Raw genomic sequence first — 16,680 nt, 5'->3', positions numbered from 1 at the left:
GAACCTTTTTGGGAAAGTTATTCAAGAATAGGTTGGGGAGGGAAGAGACGCCTATGATCATCGGATACTACAGACCGAGCTTTGAGGATCCAGAAGGACGGCAACAGGAAACAGAGCTCCTGAAGATAGAATGCAAGGTTTTATACAGGGAGGAACATTCTTCACCTAAGAGAAGGGTAAAACTGGAAGAACTGCTAGCCGTAGTTGGGGAAGGAGATACGGTCGTGGTCACTTCCTTAATCGACTTCGCTGATTCCAGCCGACAGTTACTGGAGCTATTGAACCAGCTTGAAGCGAAAGGTACACGCTTCATTTCTATATCAGAAGGGCTGTCGACCAGTCCGGGGCAGTCGTACCGTTTTCAGGAAGTCCTTGAGCATCTTATAAGCTTTCAAAGCGATGTGATCAGTGAAAGGACAAAAAAAGGCATAGGTGAAGCGAAAGAGAAGGGAGTCAGTACGGGACGGCCGCGCAAGCCGGATGAAAATGTAAAAAAGGCGATCGACATGTACGAAACGAAAACCTACAGTCTTTCAGAAATCAAAGAGAAGACGGGCATCAGTAAGTCCACCCTCTACCGATATCTCGAAAGATAGCAAAAAAGAGCTCCGGTCACATGTGACCGGAGCTCTTTTCTAGATATCATTAATGAACTTGCCGGTAGACACCGACGACTTTCCCGAGGATCGATACATTGCGGAGGATGATCGGGTCCATGGAAGAGTTTTCAGGCTGGAGCCTTACGAAATCCTTTTCTTTGAAGAAACGTTTCACGGTCGCCTCATCCTCTTCAGTCATGGCGACGACGATCTCACCATTGTTGGCTGTCTGCTGCTGCCTTACGATGACGAAATCACCGTCGAGGATCCCGGCTTCAATCATACTGTCACCCATGATTTCAAGCATAAAGGTATGCTCGTCAGCCGGAGCCATTCTCTCTGGGAGAGGGAAGTATTCTTCGACGTTTTCAACCGCTGTGATCGGTTGACCCGCCGTGACTTTCCCGATGAGGGGAACATTCACGACATTGTGACGGGGGATCGAGTCTTCCACAAGGTCGAGGATCTCAATGGCTCTTGGCTTGGTAGGATCCCTGCGGATGAGACCTTTGCTTTCAAGTCGGGCCAGGTGGCCGTGGACAGTAGAACTTGAAGCCAGTCCCACCGCTTCCCCGATTTCGCGCACGGAAGGCGGATAGCCTTTTTCTTTCACGGAGCTTTTGATATATTCCAAGATATCCTGCTGCCGTTTGGATAGTTTTGTCATAGTCACGCACCTCTATCTATCGATCTTATGTTCCCATTATAACATGGTGGTGGGAACGATACAAACATAAGTTCGAATTTTTGATTGACTCCAAACGGATGTTCGTATTATGATGGATGTAACAAATAGAACAAACATTCGTATGGAGGGAATCATTATGGCAGGGAAACTTTGGGCGAATTACTCATATATACTTGTATTTTTTGGCTTGGCACTTGTGGCATCAATCTATTTCATTCTTCAAATGGAACACGGAGTATCTTATCATAGTATAGAGGTGCAGGAGGGCGATACGCTCTGGACCATTGCAGATCAATACAGCAGCGACTCTTCCATGTCCACCGATGAATTTATCAAATGGGTGGGTGAACAGAATAATCTGGCCACCTATACAATTTCTGCGGGTGATTCCCTTGTGCTCCCAGTCGAGAAAAAGCTCGGGATCAACGGGGATTATCAGTATGTCATGAACGAGGAATAGAGGGGTTTTGAATGAATGCAATCATCTACTGTCGGGTGAGCACGAAGAAGGATACACAGGAAACATCACTCGAGCGTCAGGAAGAAGAGCTGGCGAAACTTGCACGGGAGTACGGAATGCAGGTTTCATCGGTCATAAGGGATCAGGCAAGTGGCTATGACCTTGATCGGCCTGGCGTTCTCGAGATGCTTGATCTTGTAAGGGATCAGGCGATCGATGCAGTGTTGATCCAGGATGAGACAAGGATCGGAAGGGGAAATGCGAAGATTGCCCTGATCCATTGCCTTTTGAAGGAGGATGTCAAGATTATCAGTCAGTCCCAGAGCGGGGAGCTGCATCTGTCGGACTCTGACTCCATGGTCATTAACATCGTAAGCATGGTGGAGGAATATCAGCGCAAGCTGCATAATTTGAAGATCAAAAGAGGCATGAAACGGGCCGTGGCGAACGGATTCCGTCCCCAGAAGAATTTGAAGAACAAGGGGAATATTGAGGGTAGGGAGCGTAAGGAAGTCCCCGTTGAAGAAATTGTCAGGCTGCGCAAGAATGAATTGACCTTTGCAGAGATTGCCGCTACTCTTCGGGGATTCGGCTATGATGTTTCGAAGGCAACCGTTCATAGGCGTTATAAAGAGCATATGGATGCAGTCGATCAAGCGTAACCCTTGTCATCCCCTATTATATTTAGTAACATGTCGTTATACGTTACCGAAATCAAAGGGGTTTTATAGATGCTTTCAAAAGAAAAGATGAACCGGATCAATGAATTATCCAAAAAATCTAAGTCTACCGGACTTTCAGCAGATGAAGCGAAGGAACAGACCAGATTGAGGAAAGAATATCTTGAGACGTTCCGCCAATCCATGAAAGGGACCATTGAAAACACCAGGATCTTTGATCCCGATGGAAATGAAGTGACGCCCAAGAAGATACAGGAAATTCAAAACAAAAAGAAACACTGATTCTCAGTAGTCAATACTGGATCACGCGGACTTCAAAGCGTGATCCTTTTTATTATGCAAAAAAAGTGCCAGTAATTCCGAACGGATATCAGTTTTAACAAAAAGGAAGACGTGGTATCATTCAAGATAGTTGTATAAACAGCCAAAGAAGATTAATATTAAGTAGAGATTGAAAAGGAAGGATGTCTGACATGTTTGATAAAACAGATCAATTAGCAATTAACACAATCCGAACGTTATCGATCGATGCGATCGAAAAGGCAAACTCCGGTCATCCGGGAATGCCGATGGGTGCAGCTCCTATGGCGTATGCTCTATGGACACGCTTCATGAACCATAACCCCAAAAATCCACATTGGTTTAACCGTGACCGTTTCGTTCTCTCTGCAGGACATGGGTCAATGCTTTTATACAGCTTGCTTCACCTTTCAGGCTATGATGTTTCCATGGATGACCTGAAGAATTTCCGCCAGTGGGGTAGTAAAACACCAGGACACCCTGAGTATAAACATACAGCAGGTGTAGAAGCGACAACAGGTCCACTTGGACAAGGAATCGCGATGGCAGTTGGTATGGCCATGGCTGAGAGACATATGGCAGCCACTTATAATAAAGAGGGCCACGACATCATCGATCACTTTACATATTCCATCTGTGGAGACGGAGATTTGATGGAGGGCGTTTCAGCTGAGGCGGCCTCACTTGCTGCTCACTTGAAATTGGGCCGCTTGGTCGTTCTTTATGATTCAAATGATATTTCCCTTGACGGGGAACTTGATAAGTCATTCTCTGAAAGTGTCAAAGGCCGTTTCGAATCTTACGGTTGGCAATATGTCCGCGTGGAAGATGGAAATGATCTTGATGAGATTTCCAAAGCCATCGAAGAAGCACAAGGTGATACAAGCCGCCCTACAATGATCGAAGTGAAAACGGTCATCGGCTACGGTGCACCTAATAAATCTGGTAAGTCTGCTGTTCATGGTGCTCCACTCGGGGAAGACGAGATGAAACTGACGAAGGATTACTATAAATGGACGTTCGAACAAGACTTCCATGTTCCGGATGAAGTCTACGCCCGTTTTGAAGAGAAAATCCAACAGGCAGGTAGTGAAAAAGAGGAAGCATGGGCGAAGAAATTCGTTGCGTATCAAGATGCGCTTCCAGAGCTTTCTGCTCAGCTGGAAACAGCGATCAGAGGCGATTTGGCCGAAGGATGGGACAAAGAAATCCCGGTTTACGAAGAGGGAAGCTCATTGGCAAGCCGTGCTTCTTCAGGAGACGTGCTGAATGCCATCGCTAAAAACCTGCCAACCTTCATCGGTGGATCTGCCGACCTTGCCGGGTCCAACAAAACGAACATCAAAGGCGAAGCAGACTTCTCTGCAGAAGCGTATGATGGACGTAATATTTGGTTCGGTGTCCGTGAATTTGCCATGGGTGCAGCCATGAACGGTATGGCTCTGCACGGTGGACTGCAAGTGTTTGGTGGAACATTCTTTGTGTTCAGTGACTATCTACGTCCTGCCATCCGTTTGGCAGCTTTGATGGGACTTCCGGTCACATACGTCTTCACCCATGATAGTATCGCAGTCGGAGAAGATGGACCTACACATGAGCCTGTAGAACAGCTTGCATCACTCCGTGCCCTGCCGAATCTATCTGTCATTCGACCTGCAGACGGCAATGAGGTAGCCGCTGCGTGGAGGCTTGCTGTCGAGTCGAAAGATCAGCCGACCATGCTTGTACTTTCGCGTCAGAACCTGCCTACCATGAAGTCATCTGCTGATAAAGCATATAACGGTGTTAGCAAGGGTGCGTATGTAGCTTCTCCTGCCGGCAAAGAACAGCCTGATGCCATTTTGATTGCTACCGGTTCAGAAGTGGGTCTTGCCCTGGACGCTCAAAAAGCACTCGAAAAAGACGGAATCAATACATCTGTCGTCAGCATGCCGTCTTGGGATCGTTTCGAAAAGCAATCTCCGGAATACAAGGAGTCCATCCTTCCGAAAAGCGTGAAGAAACGTCTTGCCATCGAGATGGGTTCACCACTCGGATGGGATCGTTACGTTGGTGACGAAGGTGACATCCTGGCCATTGACGGCTTCGGTGCTTCAGCTCCTGGAGAAAAAGTGATGGAAGAGTACGGATTTACAACAAATAATGTTGTATCCCGTATCAAAGCCCTTCTTCAAAAGTAAGACATTTTAAGCCGGCTCATCCATTGAGCCGGCTTTTTTAGGTGGTGTAATAGATGGAAATCATTTATGAACAGCAAAAAGACCGAAGCGCCTTCATCCCCCTTTTGATGCTGGCTGATGAATCGGAAGCCGTAGTAAGAAGCTATCTGGAAGATGGGGAAGTGTACACCTTCTCAAACGCTGGAGAGACCGTAGGGATTATGCTCATGGTGGCAGTGGATTCATCCACCATCGAGATTAAGAACATGGCGGTGGTAGATTCAGCGCGTGGACAGGGGACCGGCCGACAGATGATCAAGGAGATGGAAAAAAAGTTGAAGAATTCAGGGTATCGAACCATACTGGTCGGGACATCAAATTCGTCCATAGGCAACCTGATATTCTATCAAAAATGCGGTTTTCGATTTGAATCCATCAAAAAAGATTTCTTCTTGGTCTATCCGGAGCCATTCTATGAGAATGGAATAAGAGGTTTGGATATGGTGATGCTGAAAAAAGAATTGGGCTGAAACGGTGATTCGACAAAACTAGTCCATCTTCTCAACAATTTCTGACAACTCCTCTTCCTATGATTGGTTATACTGAATAGTATAATGGGAGGGGGAGTAACTGTGCGACGCTATCAGGTCTATTGGATTGCAGAGGAGTTTGCCCAGCATTTTTACGGTAGGGAACGGATGTTTCACCAGCTTTTCAACGAGATGGAGAGTTCTTCCGGGGAATTGCACACGATCATTTCCAAGCAGGTAGAGTATATTACAAGACCGATTCCATACCTCCCAACGAGACGCTTCATACAAAATGAGTTATTATCGGTCAATGGTTCCGGATGGGACGATGATAGGGCCGTGATCCACCTGGAGTCATCAGGGGTCTCTCTTGAATTAAAAGAGAGAATGTTGACGATTCATGCATGGGGAACCGATGAATCAGAGTACATTTTCTTTGAAATTCTAAGGAGACATATGGGATACTTATTGGCTGTGGACATTCAAAATGAACGGTTTGGATGGTTAAAGCCGATAAAACAAAGAAAATTTATATATTAATTAAGAAATTATGACAGAAATATTGTATAATCTTCTTTGGTTTAGTACACTTTTATAAGGACAACATGAAGGAGGAAGTAATCGTATGTCAACGACCGCTATAGCTATTCTGGTCGGCGTGATCGCACTGCTTGCCGGAGTTGCGCTAGGGTTCTTCATCGCTCGTAAGTACATGATGAGCTATCTTAAGAAAAACCCGCCGATTAACGAACAAATGCTACGCATGATGATGATGCAAATGGGACAGAAACCGTCTCAGAAAAAGATCAATCAAATGATGAATGCAATGAACAAAAACATGAAATAATCATCCCTGTATGATGGGACTGAGATAAATCATTTCGCTACCCTTTATTGGAGAGTAAGACTTTTCTACTGGAAATGCTGTCAGATTGGTTTATCCGTTTTATCGCAACGAAGCCACTTCCCATCGGGAAGTGGCTTTGTTGCGGGGTGGAAAGATGAATGTCTGTTAAAATGATGGATTTCACAAATTAGTATGATTATCATTCTTCAACCGATTTGATTTGTGGTAAACTATAGTCCGGAGGTTGTTGTATGAAAAAATGGATGATTGCTTCTCTTTCACTATTGATCTTCGCATCAGGATGCGCGAATAAGCCATCTGAAGTAGTCAGTGATGAAACACTTGAAGCACAAAGCAAGGCAGCCGGTAAGGCGCGTGAATATTTAACCTATAAAATCGATCAAGAAAAAAAGTCCGTCAATCGTGGACTGATCACGCAAACGGTGAATAACCGCAGCGATATGGATGAAATCGAAACGGGCTTGATGTCACAGTCCATCAAACACTTTTCTCCGGGTAAAGTGAACTATCAGGAAGGTCAATACCTGACCAATATCAATGATTGGATCAAACGAAAGTCTTCTTCAAACAAAACAGGTTTGAATCCCGAATTGAAGGTAGAGGACGGTATGGGATGGGAAGAGCAGGTGCAATTGGAGAAGGACAACCCTGCATATCTTGCCTACATTCATGAACAGAATTACGTAGATTCAAAAGGGAACATTCAGGGGATTTCCCTGGGGCTCGCCATGAACTCTGTGGATTACATAAGGGTGCAGGACAGTCAGAAACTCATGCACTTTGATGAAAAGCAAATCGGTTCAAAAGAAATGGCCGCTTATGGAAAAAAGGCCGCCGAAACGATTGTTAAGCGAATCAGGAAGAATTCAAAATTAAAAGATGTTCCCATTATGATCTCCCTCTATAAACTTCAGCCGACCAATAGCGTCGTGCCGGGAAATTACTTCACCACGGCATTCATCGACGGGAATGACAATTCTATCAAGAAATGGAATGACCTTGATGAGAAATACTATTATTTCCCAAGTGATAAAGGGGAAGAGAAAAACCGGGACTTGGCGAAGAACCTATTGAACCTGGAAGATGAGGTGTCCAAGTACTTCTCACACCAAGATATCAAGCTCGTCGGGAAAGCACTGTACTCCGGTGATTCAATCAACAAGCTTGTGATCGAGGTGAACACGGGCATGGTCAAGGAGACGGAACTGATCGGGTTCTCCCAGGTGTTCGGCCCCGAGATCGTCGATTATTTCCCTAATATCCCGGTATATGTATACGTAAAAACACCTAAAGGGGTCAAGGCCACGATTGTAAAAGAAGTGGATCAGGAACCCTTTGTCGACATTCAATGAGCATCTCTTCGGAGGTGCTTTTTTTATTTGATGAAAGGAGTGCACATTCTTTAAAAGGGTCTGTTTTTTTCATTTATTACTGTCTGAGTATTTGGTAAAATAAAGAGTCTTAAGAAAATTATGGGGGAGTAGATATGAGGGTATTTTTAGATTTAAAATGGTTTTTTCTCCAGGAGAAAAAATCCTATATAACCGGAATTTTGATCCTTTTGATGGTAGCCTTTTTGCAGTTGATCCCTCCTAAAGTCGTTGGGATCGTTGTGGATGGGATCAAGGATAGCACCTTGACGCGTTCTGATATTGTAAGGTGGATGCTTATTCTGGCCGGAACGGCAGTGGCCATGTATGGGTTGCGATACGTCTGGAGAATCATGATATTCGGTTCGGCGAATCGGCTATCGAAGCTTCTCAGGAACCAGCTTTATCATCATTTCACCAAAATGGCTCCTTCGTTTTTTCAGAAAAGGCGTGTGGGGGACCTTATGGCTCATGCAACGAACGATCTCCAGGCGATCCAGCAAACAGCCGGTTCGGGCGTATTGACCCTCGTTGATTCCTTGTCGACAGGAGGGTTCGTCATTATCGCCATGGCCTTCACGATCAGCTGGAAACTCACGCTGATTGCATTGATCCCCATGCCGTTCATGGCCATTCTGACAAGTTACTATGGAACACTTCTTCATAAACGTTTCCATAAAGCCCAGGAAGCGTTCTCTTCACTCAACGATAAGACCCAGGAAAGCGTGACAGGAGTCAAAGTCCTGAAGACGTTTGGGCAGGAGAAGGAGGATATCGAATCCTTCAGGCGTGAGTCGGAAGATGTGGTGCAAAAAAATATGAGTGTCGCCAGAGTAGACTCATTATTCGATCCCACCATTTCCATTATCGTAGGTCTCTCGTTTTTCCTTTCCATCGTATTCGGATCAAAGTTTGTCCTGAGCGGTGAATTGACCATCGGAGAGCTCATATCATTCACAACCTATCTGGGTTTACTCATCTGGCCGATGCTTGCATTTGGGTGGTTATTCAATATTGTCGAGCGTGGAAGGGCTTCATACGACCGGGTGTCGAGATTATTGAGGGAAGAAGTTGAGATCGTGGATGGAACGGTAATGGAGAAGCCGAGAGGAGATATCAAGTATGCCATCGAATCGTTCGCATTCCCTGGAGAGAAGGATCCGGCCCTGAAGGGTATCCAATTCACGTTGAAAAAAGGCCAGACCCTCGGGATCGTCGGGAAAACCGGTGCAGGAAAGACTTCTCTTCTGAAACTCCTGCTCAGGGAGTTTGAAGGTTATTCCGGTGAGGTTCGCTTTGACGGTGTACCGATCACACAGTATGCACTGGACTCACTAAGGCAATCAATCGGATATGTTCCTCAGGATCACTTCCTATTCTCGGCCACGATTAAGGAAAATATCGCCTTCACCGACCCGTTGGCATCCATGGAGAAGGTGAAAGGGGCAGCGGAGTCCGCCAAGATCCATCATGACATAGAAGGGTTCCCTCAAGGCTACGATACCGTTGTGGGAGAGAGAGGGGTCTCTCTTTCAGGAGGACAAAAACAGCGGATTTCCATAGCCAGGGCTTTGCTTATGGAGCCGGAATTGTTGATCCTTGATGATTCCCTCTCTGCCGTCGATGCGAAGACGGAAGAAGCAATCCTCACATCCCTGAGGAAAGAGCGCGAAGGGAAAACCACCATCATCACATCCCATCGCCTGAGTGCCATTGTCCACGCCGATCTGATTCTGGTCATGGATGGGGGCAGGGTGACCCAGAGGGGTACGCACGAAGAGATGATGCAGGAAGACGGTTGGTACAAGGAAATGTATCTCCGCCAGCAATTAGAGGATATTGTAGAATATGGAGGGTGAGCAGATGGAACCAATACCTGCACTTAGCCCCAAGGATCAGCGAAAGATCTTTTTCCGCCTGATGGGGTATGCAACGCCGCATCGAAAGACGATTTTTTTGGCATTCTTTTTACTCTTATTGACAACGATCGGGGATGTGTTCGGGCCCATCCTCATAAAAGTGTTCATTGATGATTATTTGACACCCGGTGTCTTCCCTTATGGTCCCCTTGTCGCATTGGGCACCGGTTACCTGCTCATTCAACTGGGGAATGTCGTTGTATCCTACCTTCAATTGCTGAAGTTCCAGGAAATCGCTCTGAAGATCATCCAGCAGCTGAGGGTCGATGTATTCACAAAAGTTCAAGGGCTCGGGATGAGATATTTTGATCAAACTCCTGCGGGCAGCATCGTTTCAAGAGTCACCAATGATACGGAAGCGATAAAGGATATGTTCGTAAGCGTCCTCGCTTCTTTCATCCAGGGAGGATTCTTGATCATCGGCATCTTCATTGCCATGTTTGTGCTGAATGCAAAGCTTGCAGTCTTTTGCTTGTTCATCCTGCCCATTTTGATCTGGATCATGAGTCTGTACAGGAAGTATAGTTCCGTATTCTACCAGGATATGAGGGAGAGGTTGAGCCAGTTGAATGCAAAGCTGAGCGAATCCCTTTCGGGTATGGCCATCATTCAAATGTTCAGGCAGGAAAAGAGAATGAGGGAAGAATTCGGCCACACCAATGAACAGCATTTTCGGGCGAATATGAGAAATATCAAAGTGGATGGCCTCCTTCTGAGACCGGCCATCGATTTGGTCTATGCAGCGGCACTGATGGTCGTGTTGACCTATTTCGGGGTGGCATCATGGGATCATCCAATTGAAATCGGTGTTTTATATGCATTTGTGAATTATCTTGATCGATTTTTTGAACCCGTCAATCAAATCATGATGAGGCTCAGTCTGTTCCAACAAGCCATCATTGCTTCGAACAGGGTGTTCACGCTTTTGGATGAAAAAGAAGTGAGTCCTTTGCAGGGGGGAGACGGACAATCGTCGGAAATCACAGAAGGCAAGATTGTGTTTGACAACGTTTCTTTCTCGTACGACGGGAAGCAGGATGTGCTGAAGAACATCTCGTTCACAGCAAACCCGGGGGAAACAGTCGCCTTAGTCGGTCATACGGGAAGCGGAAAAAGTTCGATCATTAATCTTTTGATGAGATTCTATGAATTCGAGCGGGGAAGGATCACGATTGACGGACAGAGCATCAAGTCATATCCCGTTCACGAAATAAGGAAAAAGCTCGGCCTCGTCCTTCAGGATCCGTTTCTTTTTTACGGTGATGTGAAAACGAATATCCGTTTGTACAACGAGCAATTGACGGATGATGAAGTAAAGGCGGCAGCAGAATTCGTCCAGGCAGACAGCTTTATCCAAAAGCTCCCGCAGGGGTATGATGATCCCGTGGTCGAAAGGGGATCGACGTTTTCGAGTGGACAACGACAGCTTATCGCCTTTGCACGGACGATTGCCACCAAGCCGAAGATCCTCGTATTGGATGAAGCGACGGCGAATATTGATACAGAGACCGAAGAGGCCATCCAAGAAGCTCTCTCCAAAATGAGAGAAGGCCGCACGACCATCGCGATCGCCCACAGGCTTTCCACCATTCAGGATGCCGATCTGATCCTTGTACTCCACAAAGGAGAAATTGTGGAGAGGGGTACCCACAGGGAATTACTGGATGGAAGAGGAATCTATCACAAAATGTATTTGCTCCAGAATGGGATGGTCGAAGGAATGGAAGATGCCATAGGCTGATAGAAATCAAATAGGCAGCCCCGGTCGGGACTGCCTGTTTTTCCGTATATTAGAATACTATTAATGGAAATGATGATAGGGATGGCCGGTTCAATGAAGGACAACAGCATTTTTTATGTATTGCGCATTATAACGGTTCAAGAGTCGATCGAGTTCCTGGCTGAACTGGATGGCTTGAGGGGATGTCAATCCATTCTCGGCGACGATGGCAATGAGTTGGGCGCGTTTGAGTTCAATTCGATCAAGTAGCTCTTTTTTAGACACGGCTGTTTCCTTTCTTTTGTATAACCTGACAAGGTCTATACAAAACTAGTAATAACTGTAACTTTTTTATTAGTATATCGGAAAACGAAACTTTTTTCAAAGTAAAAATTCGTTTTTATGAAAAAGAAAAGAGCCTTTAATGTTTTTGTTATTATTGCTCTTCACTGTAACCATATCGACATAAACCTTTCACATGAACATTTCTCATAAAGTTCATTTTTGTCTGATAGAATAGAAATATAAAATAAATGTAAGGGGGATGTCAACTTGTCTGATGTAAATATTTTTCTTGCGTTCGGCGCCGGGGTCCTTAGCTTCATTTCCCCATGTTGCCTTCCGCTCTATCCGGCTTTTCTTTCATACATAACCGGAATGAGTGTAAGCGAGCTGAAAGCCGAAAACGCCATGCTTCAAAAAAGGAGCCTGCTCCATACGCTGTTCTTTTTGATCGGCTTTTCCGTGATTTTCATTGCCATCGGATTCACGTCCTCTTTTGTCAGTGGATTCTTCACACAGTATCAGGATCTCATCCGTCAAATCGGTGCGATTTTCATTGTGATTTTCGGTTTGATGGTGATCGGTGTGTTCAAGCCTGAGAGTCTGATGAAGGAAAGACGTTTTGAATTCAAGAATCGTCCTGCAGGATTTTTAGGATCGATCTTGATCGGGATGGCGTTTGCTGCCGGCTGGACACCTTGCACAGGACCGATCCTTGCTTCTGTTATCGCATTGGCATCGAGCAATCCAGGGTCGGGGATGATCTATATGATGGCCTACGTTCTTGGATTTGCCATTCCGTTCTTCGTCTTGTCCTTCTTCCTGGGAAAAATGAAGTGGATCAGAAAAAACACCGGCCGGATCATGAAAATCGGCGGGTACATCATGATCGCTGTGGGGATCATGTTATTCTTCGACTGGATGACCAAACTCCTTGGATACCTGATCTACGTCTTTGATTTCACAGGCTTCTAATCCATTCCAAACTATGATATAGTGAAAACGGTAAATTCCAATAAGTTACACATTTAGATCGAACAAGGTAGAAGGGGGGGCGAAATGTGGCAGGCATTCTGATTGTGGACGATGCAAAGTTCATGAGGGTCACCTTGGGGAATATGGTCCGCTCCGGAGGACATGTCGTGGTGGGGGAAGCGGAGAACGGGCTCGAGGCGGTAGAAAAATTCAAGGCCCTTCAACCTGATCTTGTCACCATGGATGTCACAATGCCGGAGATGGACGGGATTCAAGCGGTAAGAAGAATCATGGATGAATACCCCGATGCTGTGATCATCATGTGTTCTGCCATGGGCCAACAGCGGGTGGTAATGGATGCAATCGAAGCGGGGGCGAAAGACTTCATCGTCAAGCCCTTTGAAGAAAACAGGGTCTTAGAGGCAATAAGCCGCATACTTTCGTAAGGGTTTACATAAAATACAGCTGAAGTGTTTTCGTTTTATGGAAGAATCATGTTATACTATTGAAGAGCTAGAAAGTAGAAGATAAAGGATGATGATGGTTATGGTGATTGCTTCATCCATAGCAGCAATTCTTATGGGGTTCATGGTGATCTTTATCCGCACTAAAGCCCAAAAGAAACCTGTAAGTGCAAAAAAAATCATACTGCCTCCGGTATTCATGAGTACAGGGGCCCTTATGTTTATTTTCCCCTTCTTCAGGGTGCATCCCCCTCAAATCATAGAGGCGCTGTCTGTGGGAATGGTATTTTCCATCCTGTTGATCAAAACGTCTAAATTTGAGATCAGGGATGATGATATCTATCTTAAGCGGTCGAAGGCGTTTGCATTTATTTTAATCGGTTTGCTGATTATCAGGATTGTCGGGAAAGTCTTACTGAGCACCTCCATCGACTATGGTGAATTAAGCGGTATGTTCTGGATCCTTGCATTCGGAATGATCGTCCCTTGGCGCATAGTCATGTATATTCAATATAAGAAGATCCATCAGGAACACCAGAACTTCTCAACGATTTAAAAAAGAAGGCTGTCGCAACCAGTTGCGACAGCCTTTTCGTTATTTCCTGCCCTTCTTGATCTTCCGATAGAAGAAGATTCCCCCAGAAGTGAGGATAAGCAGATAGAGTAAGATCGGTATAAGAAGGATCGGGCCCATATTCAAAACAGGTGCCGGTATGGGGATGCGTCGATCTTCATTTCATCCAGTTTCTTCAGAAGGAATTTATGATCCCTCTTCGGGGTCGCCATAATATAGCCCTTGATGATCAAATCCTCCGAGATGTCTTCCGCATGTTGTGAAACGGCTAATTCTCCGATCTTGCCTGCAATTTTATGCTTCGCCACATCGCGGAACAACTCAGGTACCGGAGTGACGAGTTCATTGAGCATTTTCTTTCCCTCATCATTCCACAAATGGATCGTTTCGTTCACATAATGCTCTTCCCAATCCATATCTGACTTTCCATCTTCCTTAGGAAACCGTTTAAGGAATTTCCTGAACATGAAAAATCCCCCGATGGCAAATGAAGCTGTCAGAAATACGACCCAAAATAAAATAAAGTAGAGAAACCATCCTTCAAGCACGTGATCACCTCAACAATTCGTGTATTCCCTTACATTATTATAATCAAGCTGGGGAAATGTGACAAGATGATGCGCATAATTCGACGAATAGTATGATGTTCTTAATAAGAAATGATATACTGATACTAGTGTTCATGTAAATTCTTTCTAGTAATGACATTTTTTAATCTGCGAAGTGTTAGAAGAAGGAGTCGTTCTGTGATGAAGTATCGGGGAAGGGTATTAATGACGTTGATCGGTATCATCTTCATTCTAATATGGGATATAGTCTACTACATCGAAATGAATCTAAAGATGGATGTGTTGTTAAATATCATATTTTCATGCATCTTATTGATCGTCCTGTATTGGACTGGCGGATATCTGGACAAAAAAACAGAGAAGATAGCATCCTACAAAGATAGTAAAGATGAGATGAAGATGATCAATGAAGAGATGCAGCATGTGCTTCAAAGCATTGAAGAAGTTGTTTTTCATACGGACGCCAAAGGGTGTTTTCAATTTCTTAACAGATCATGGGCGGATTTCAGCGGATATTCTGTGAAGGAAAGCCTTCATAAAAATGCCCTTCACTTCATTTCCCTCCATGAGAGGCATGAAGTGCTGCGGATGATCAGACAGCATATCGATCAAGGCAAACCAAAATTCAAAATGGATTTTTCCTATCAGAAGCGCGACGGTACACAGCGCTGGGGGGAAATGAACATCAAGTTGAGCTATGATCAGGCAGGCAGGTTGGTGGGGACCGTGGGAACCATTTCAGACGTGACGGATCGCATCCACACCGAAGAAGAATTGAAGGAGCTTAATGAGACGCTGGCCATTGAGTCTCAGAAGCTATCAGTAGCCGGGCAGCTCGCAGCCGGAATCGCCCATGAAGTAAGGAACCCCCTTACTTCCATCAACGGATTTTTGCAGCTTATCAGGGATGATGCCGATGAAAAGACGAAGGACTACCTTGAAATCATTTTTTCAGAGATCAAGCGAATCGAACTGGTACTGAGTGAGTTGTTGATCCTAGCAAAGCCCCAGACCGTCTCGTATCGCCATATCAATGTCAAAGAAACGCTTGTACATGTACAGAAGCTGTTGAATACCAATGCAATCCTCTATAATATCGATATCCGGACGGATTTTTCATCTGACGATCTCTTTATTAAAGGGGATGAAAATCAGTTGAAACAGGTGTTCATCAACCTTATTAAAAACGGGATTGAATCCATGCCCAGAGGAGGGACCATCACGCTGAAAGGGCTCCTGAACAAGCACAACAAGGTCGTTTTGACGTTTGAAGACCAGGGGGTCGGGATGAAGCGGGATATCCTCGATAAGCTGGGCGAACCTTTTTTCACTACAAAAACGAAGGGGACAGGATTGGGGTTGACGATCTGCCTCAGGATCTTGAGGGATCACCGTGCAGATGTCAGAGTGAACAGCGAACCTGGAGAAGGGACTAAATTTTTCCTTACCTTTGAGTCCGCGGGTCCTCCCATCCGGAAAAAACGCGAAAAAGCCGATGTTCAAACATCGGTACGATGATAATAAGCATGGGTAAAAGGTCTTGATTCACACCATGTATGAATTGAATATTCTTAAAATTATAACTTTGGAGAAATTAGGAAATATTCCTTTACTTCAGCTCTGACCCCATGATACTATACATTTTGTGGACTTTACACAATGTTCCAGTGCAGGATCAGGCAGCTGATGAACACAGTGAAAGACCTTACATATGAATGTACGAGAGGGGAAATAAACATGAAAAAATGGTTGATTGCAGGATTGGGACTTTCACTTGCACTTGTCGGTTGTTCCAACGCTGATGAAGACAAAAAGGAAAGCACAAACAAAACAGAAGAAAAAGCAGACGCTAAAGGCGATCTAATGGATTATTATTTGAATCTGACCACGACTGTAAATGGTGTGGATGGAGATTTGAACGCTTATGAGGGTGCGATTGCAGGTGAAGAGCCTCCTAAAGGCGAAGAGCTTAAAAAACTTAAGGACGCTGCTGCTGCATCGGCTTCAGAAACAGCCACAGCGGTAGAAGGTATGGACATCCCGAAAGAACTTGAAGACCAAAAGGCAGATTTGGAGAAATTCCAATCTACCCTAGCTGAATCCTACAAAATGAAGTCTGAAGAATTGGCTAAAGATGATGCCAACACAGAAGAAGCCGATAAGAAATTCACAGATGCAGAATCTCAAATTTCCAAAATCCTTGAAGATGAAGGCTTGTCAAGCCCAAGCCTTGCAACGGATCTGAACGGTTAATACAGAAGGGACCTCCTATTGCAGGAAGGTCCTTTTTTTTGTTCCAGGGGTACCTCCTATGGAGAATCCTTCCTATAGTAAAGGAAAGGAGGTGTTCATGATGGATGCGTTCATTTCATTCATTTCGGAAGTCGGGTTTCCCATCGTCGTAACCATGTATCTGCTTTATCGGATCGAAACAAAGCTAGATGCTGTCATTACCTCGTTGCAGACGCTGCCCGACCGGATGAAGGATTGAAAAGGGGAGTAATGGTCTCCCCTTTTTACTAT

At 45.1% G+C, this 16,680-nt stretch carries 21 protein-coding genes; 17 read left to right on the top strand and 4 right to left on the bottom strand.

From position 1 onward, the window contains the following. Window positions 1-53: 53 nt before the first annotated feature. On the top strand, window positions 54-596 hold the full coding sequence (locus tag ACNA6I_RS06565) for a recombinase family protein (protein WP_048003945.1): 543 nt from the start codon (window positions 54-56) through the stop codon (window positions 594-596). 49 nt (window positions 597-645) lie between these two features. Here the strand turns inward: ACNA6I_RS06565 and lexA are convergent, their stop codons facing one another. Next, window positions 646-1,266: a transcriptional repressor LexA gene (lexA, locus tag ACNA6I_RS06560; protein WP_048003944.1), complete on the bottom strand. Its 621-nt coding sequence runs from the start codon at window positions 1,264-1,266 to the stop codon at window positions 646-648. 157 nt (window positions 1,267-1,423) lie between these two features. Here lexA and ACNA6I_RS06555 point away from each other — a divergent pair, with 157 nt between their 5' ends. From ACNA6I_RS06555 to ACNA6I_RS06510, 10 genes are all read left to right on the top strand, one after another. Further along, window positions 1,424-1,747 carry a LysM peptidoglycan-binding domain-containing protein gene (locus tag ACNA6I_RS06555; protein WP_416313093.1) on the top strand — a complete coding sequence of 108 codons (324 nt, stop codon included), beginning with the start codon at window positions 1,424-1,426 and terminating at the stop codon, window positions 1,745-1,747. Between the two features lie 11 nt (window positions 1,748-1,758). Then, the gene (locus tag ACNA6I_RS06550) at window positions 1,759-2,409 is read left to right on the top strand and encodes a recombinase family protein (RefSeq protein WP_048003942.1); all 651 of its coding nucleotides are present in this window, start codon (window positions 1,759-1,761) and stop codon (window positions 2,407-2,409) included. A 69-nt stretch (window positions 2,410-2,478) separates the two neighbouring features. Next, window positions 2,479-2,709 carry a DUF896 domain-containing protein gene (locus ACNA6I_RS06545; RefSeq protein ID WP_048003941.1) on the top strand — a complete coding sequence of 77 codons (231 nt, stop codon included), beginning with the start codon at window positions 2,479-2,481 and terminating at the stop codon, window positions 2,707-2,709. A 191-nt stretch (window positions 2,710-2,900) separates the two neighbouring features. Next, window positions 2,901-4,907, top strand: coding sequence for a transketolase (gene tkt, locus ACNA6I_RS06540; protein WP_048015584.1), 2,007 nt, complete (start codon window positions 2,901-2,903; stop codon window positions 4,905-4,907). A 53-nt stretch (window positions 4,908-4,960) separates the two neighbouring features. Further along, window positions 4,961-5,416: a GNAT family N-acetyltransferase gene (locus ACNA6I_RS06535; protein ID WP_416313092.1), complete on the top strand. Its 456-nt coding sequence runs from the start codon at window positions 4,961-4,963 to the stop codon at window positions 5,414-5,416. A gap of 102 nt (window positions 5,417-5,518) precedes the next feature. Continuing rightward, the gene (gene sirA, locus ACNA6I_RS06530) at window positions 5,519-5,956 is read left to right on the top strand and encodes a sporulation inhibitor of replication protein SirA (protein WP_048003938.1); all 438 of its coding nucleotides are present in this window, start codon (window positions 5,519-5,521) and stop codon (window positions 5,954-5,956) included. Window positions 5,957-6,041: 85 nt separating this feature from the next. Continuing rightward, window positions 6,042-6,263 (top strand): YneF family protein, encoded by a 222-nt coding sequence (locus ACNA6I_RS06525; protein WP_048003937.1) that lies wholly within the window; start codon window positions 6,042-6,044, stop codon window positions 6,261-6,263. A 251-nt stretch (window positions 6,264-6,514) separates the two neighbouring features. After that, complete coding sequence (locus tag ACNA6I_RS06520) at window positions 6,515-7,636, top strand: CamS family sex pheromone protein (RefSeq protein ID WP_416313091.1); 1,122 nt, start codon at window positions 6,515-6,517, stop codon at window positions 7,634-7,636. Window positions 7,637-7,770: 134 nt separating this feature from the next. Then, window positions 7,771-9,513, top strand: a complete 1,743-nt coding sequence (locus ACNA6I_RS06515) for an ABC transporter transmembrane domain-containing protein (protein ID WP_416313090.1) — start codon at window positions 7,771-7,773, stop codon at window positions 9,511-9,513. A 4-nt stretch (window positions 9,514-9,517) separates the two neighbouring features. Next, the gene (locus ACNA6I_RS06510; protein WP_416313089.1) at window positions 9,518-11,314 is read left to right on the top strand and encodes an ABC transporter ATP-binding protein; all 1,797 of its coding nucleotides are present in this window, start codon (window positions 9,518-9,520) and stop codon (window positions 11,312-11,314) included. A gap of 90 nt (window positions 11,315-11,404) precedes the next feature. Here ACNA6I_RS06510 and ACNA6I_RS06505 read toward each other — a convergent pair whose 3' ends face one another. Next, window positions 11,405-11,578 carry an aspartyl-phosphate phosphatase Spo0E family protein gene (locus tag ACNA6I_RS06505; protein WP_079516015.1) on the bottom strand — a complete coding sequence of 58 codons (174 nt, stop codon included), beginning with the start codon at window positions 11,576-11,578 and terminating at the stop codon, window positions 11,405-11,407. Window positions 11,579-11,845: 267 nt separating this feature from the next. On the opposite strand from ACNA6I_RS06505, the gene ACNA6I_RS06500 reads away from it, so the two are divergent. Next, window positions 11,846-12,550, top strand: a complete 705-nt coding sequence (locus ACNA6I_RS06500; RefSeq protein ID WP_048003932.1) for a cytochrome c biogenesis CcdA family protein — start codon at window positions 11,846-11,848, stop codon at window positions 12,548-12,550. Window positions 12,551-12,636: 86 nt separating this feature from the next. After that, window positions 12,637-12,996 (top strand): response regulator, encoded by a 360-nt coding sequence (locus ACNA6I_RS06495; RefSeq protein ID WP_048003931.1) that lies wholly within the window; start codon window positions 12,637-12,639, stop codon window positions 12,994-12,996. A gap of 51 nt (window positions 12,997-13,047) precedes the next feature. Here ACNA6I_RS06495 and ACNA6I_RS06490 read toward each other — a convergent pair whose 3' ends face one another. Next, window positions 13,048-13,215, bottom strand: a complete 168-nt coding sequence (locus tag ACNA6I_RS06490) for a hypothetical protein (RefSeq protein WP_231888726.1) — start codon at window positions 13,213-13,215, stop codon at window positions 13,048-13,050. On the opposite strand from ACNA6I_RS06490, the gene ACNA6I_RS06485 reads away from it, so the two are divergent. Next, window positions 13,139-13,570 carry a CcdC family protein gene (locus ACNA6I_RS06485; protein WP_231578852.1) on the top strand — a complete coding sequence of 144 codons (432 nt, stop codon included), beginning with the start codon at window positions 13,139-13,141 and terminating at the stop codon, window positions 13,568-13,570. The genes ACNA6I_RS06490 and ACNA6I_RS06485 overlap by 77 nt on opposite strands. Window positions 13,571-13,710: 140 nt before the next feature. Here the strand turns inward: ACNA6I_RS06485 and ACNA6I_RS06480 are convergent, their stop codons facing one another. Then, window positions 13,711-14,136 (bottom strand): DUF2621 domain-containing protein, encoded by a 426-nt coding sequence (locus ACNA6I_RS06480; RefSeq protein ID WP_048003930.1) that lies wholly within the window; start codon window positions 14,134-14,136, stop codon window positions 13,711-13,713. Window positions 14,137-14,337: 201 nt separating this feature from the next. Between ACNA6I_RS06480 and ACNA6I_RS06475 the strand changes: the two genes are divergently transcribed. The 3 genes from ACNA6I_RS06475 (at window position 14,338) to ACNA6I_RS06465 (ending at window position 16,648) form a co-directional block, all read left to right on the top strand. Next, on the top strand, window positions 14,338-15,675 hold the full coding sequence (locus ACNA6I_RS06475) for an ATP-binding protein (protein WP_053072394.1): 1,338 nt from the start codon (window positions 14,338-14,340) through the stop codon (window positions 15,673-15,675). A gap of 219 nt (window positions 15,676-15,894) precedes the next feature. Then, a complete protein-coding gene (locus ACNA6I_RS06470) occupies window positions 15,895-16,410 on the top strand; it encodes a hypothetical protein (RefSeq protein WP_053072393.1) in 516 nt (171 codons plus the stop codon). Between the two features lie 100 nt (window positions 16,411-16,510). Continuing rightward, a complete protein-coding gene (locus ACNA6I_RS06465) occupies window positions 16,511-16,648 on the top strand; it encodes a YvrJ family protein (protein ID WP_048004508.1) in 138 nt (45 codons plus the stop codon). Window positions 16,649-16,680 lie beyond the last annotated feature (32 nt).

The sequence above is a fragment of the Rossellomorea sp. FS2 genome (assembly GCF_047915635.1).
GTDB lineage: Bacteria > Bacillota > Bacilli > Bacillales > Bacillaceae_B > Rossellomorea > Rossellomorea marisflavi_A.
Note: the sequence above shows the minus strand (reverse complement) of the source record. Positions and strands in the feature narration are given on the sequence as shown.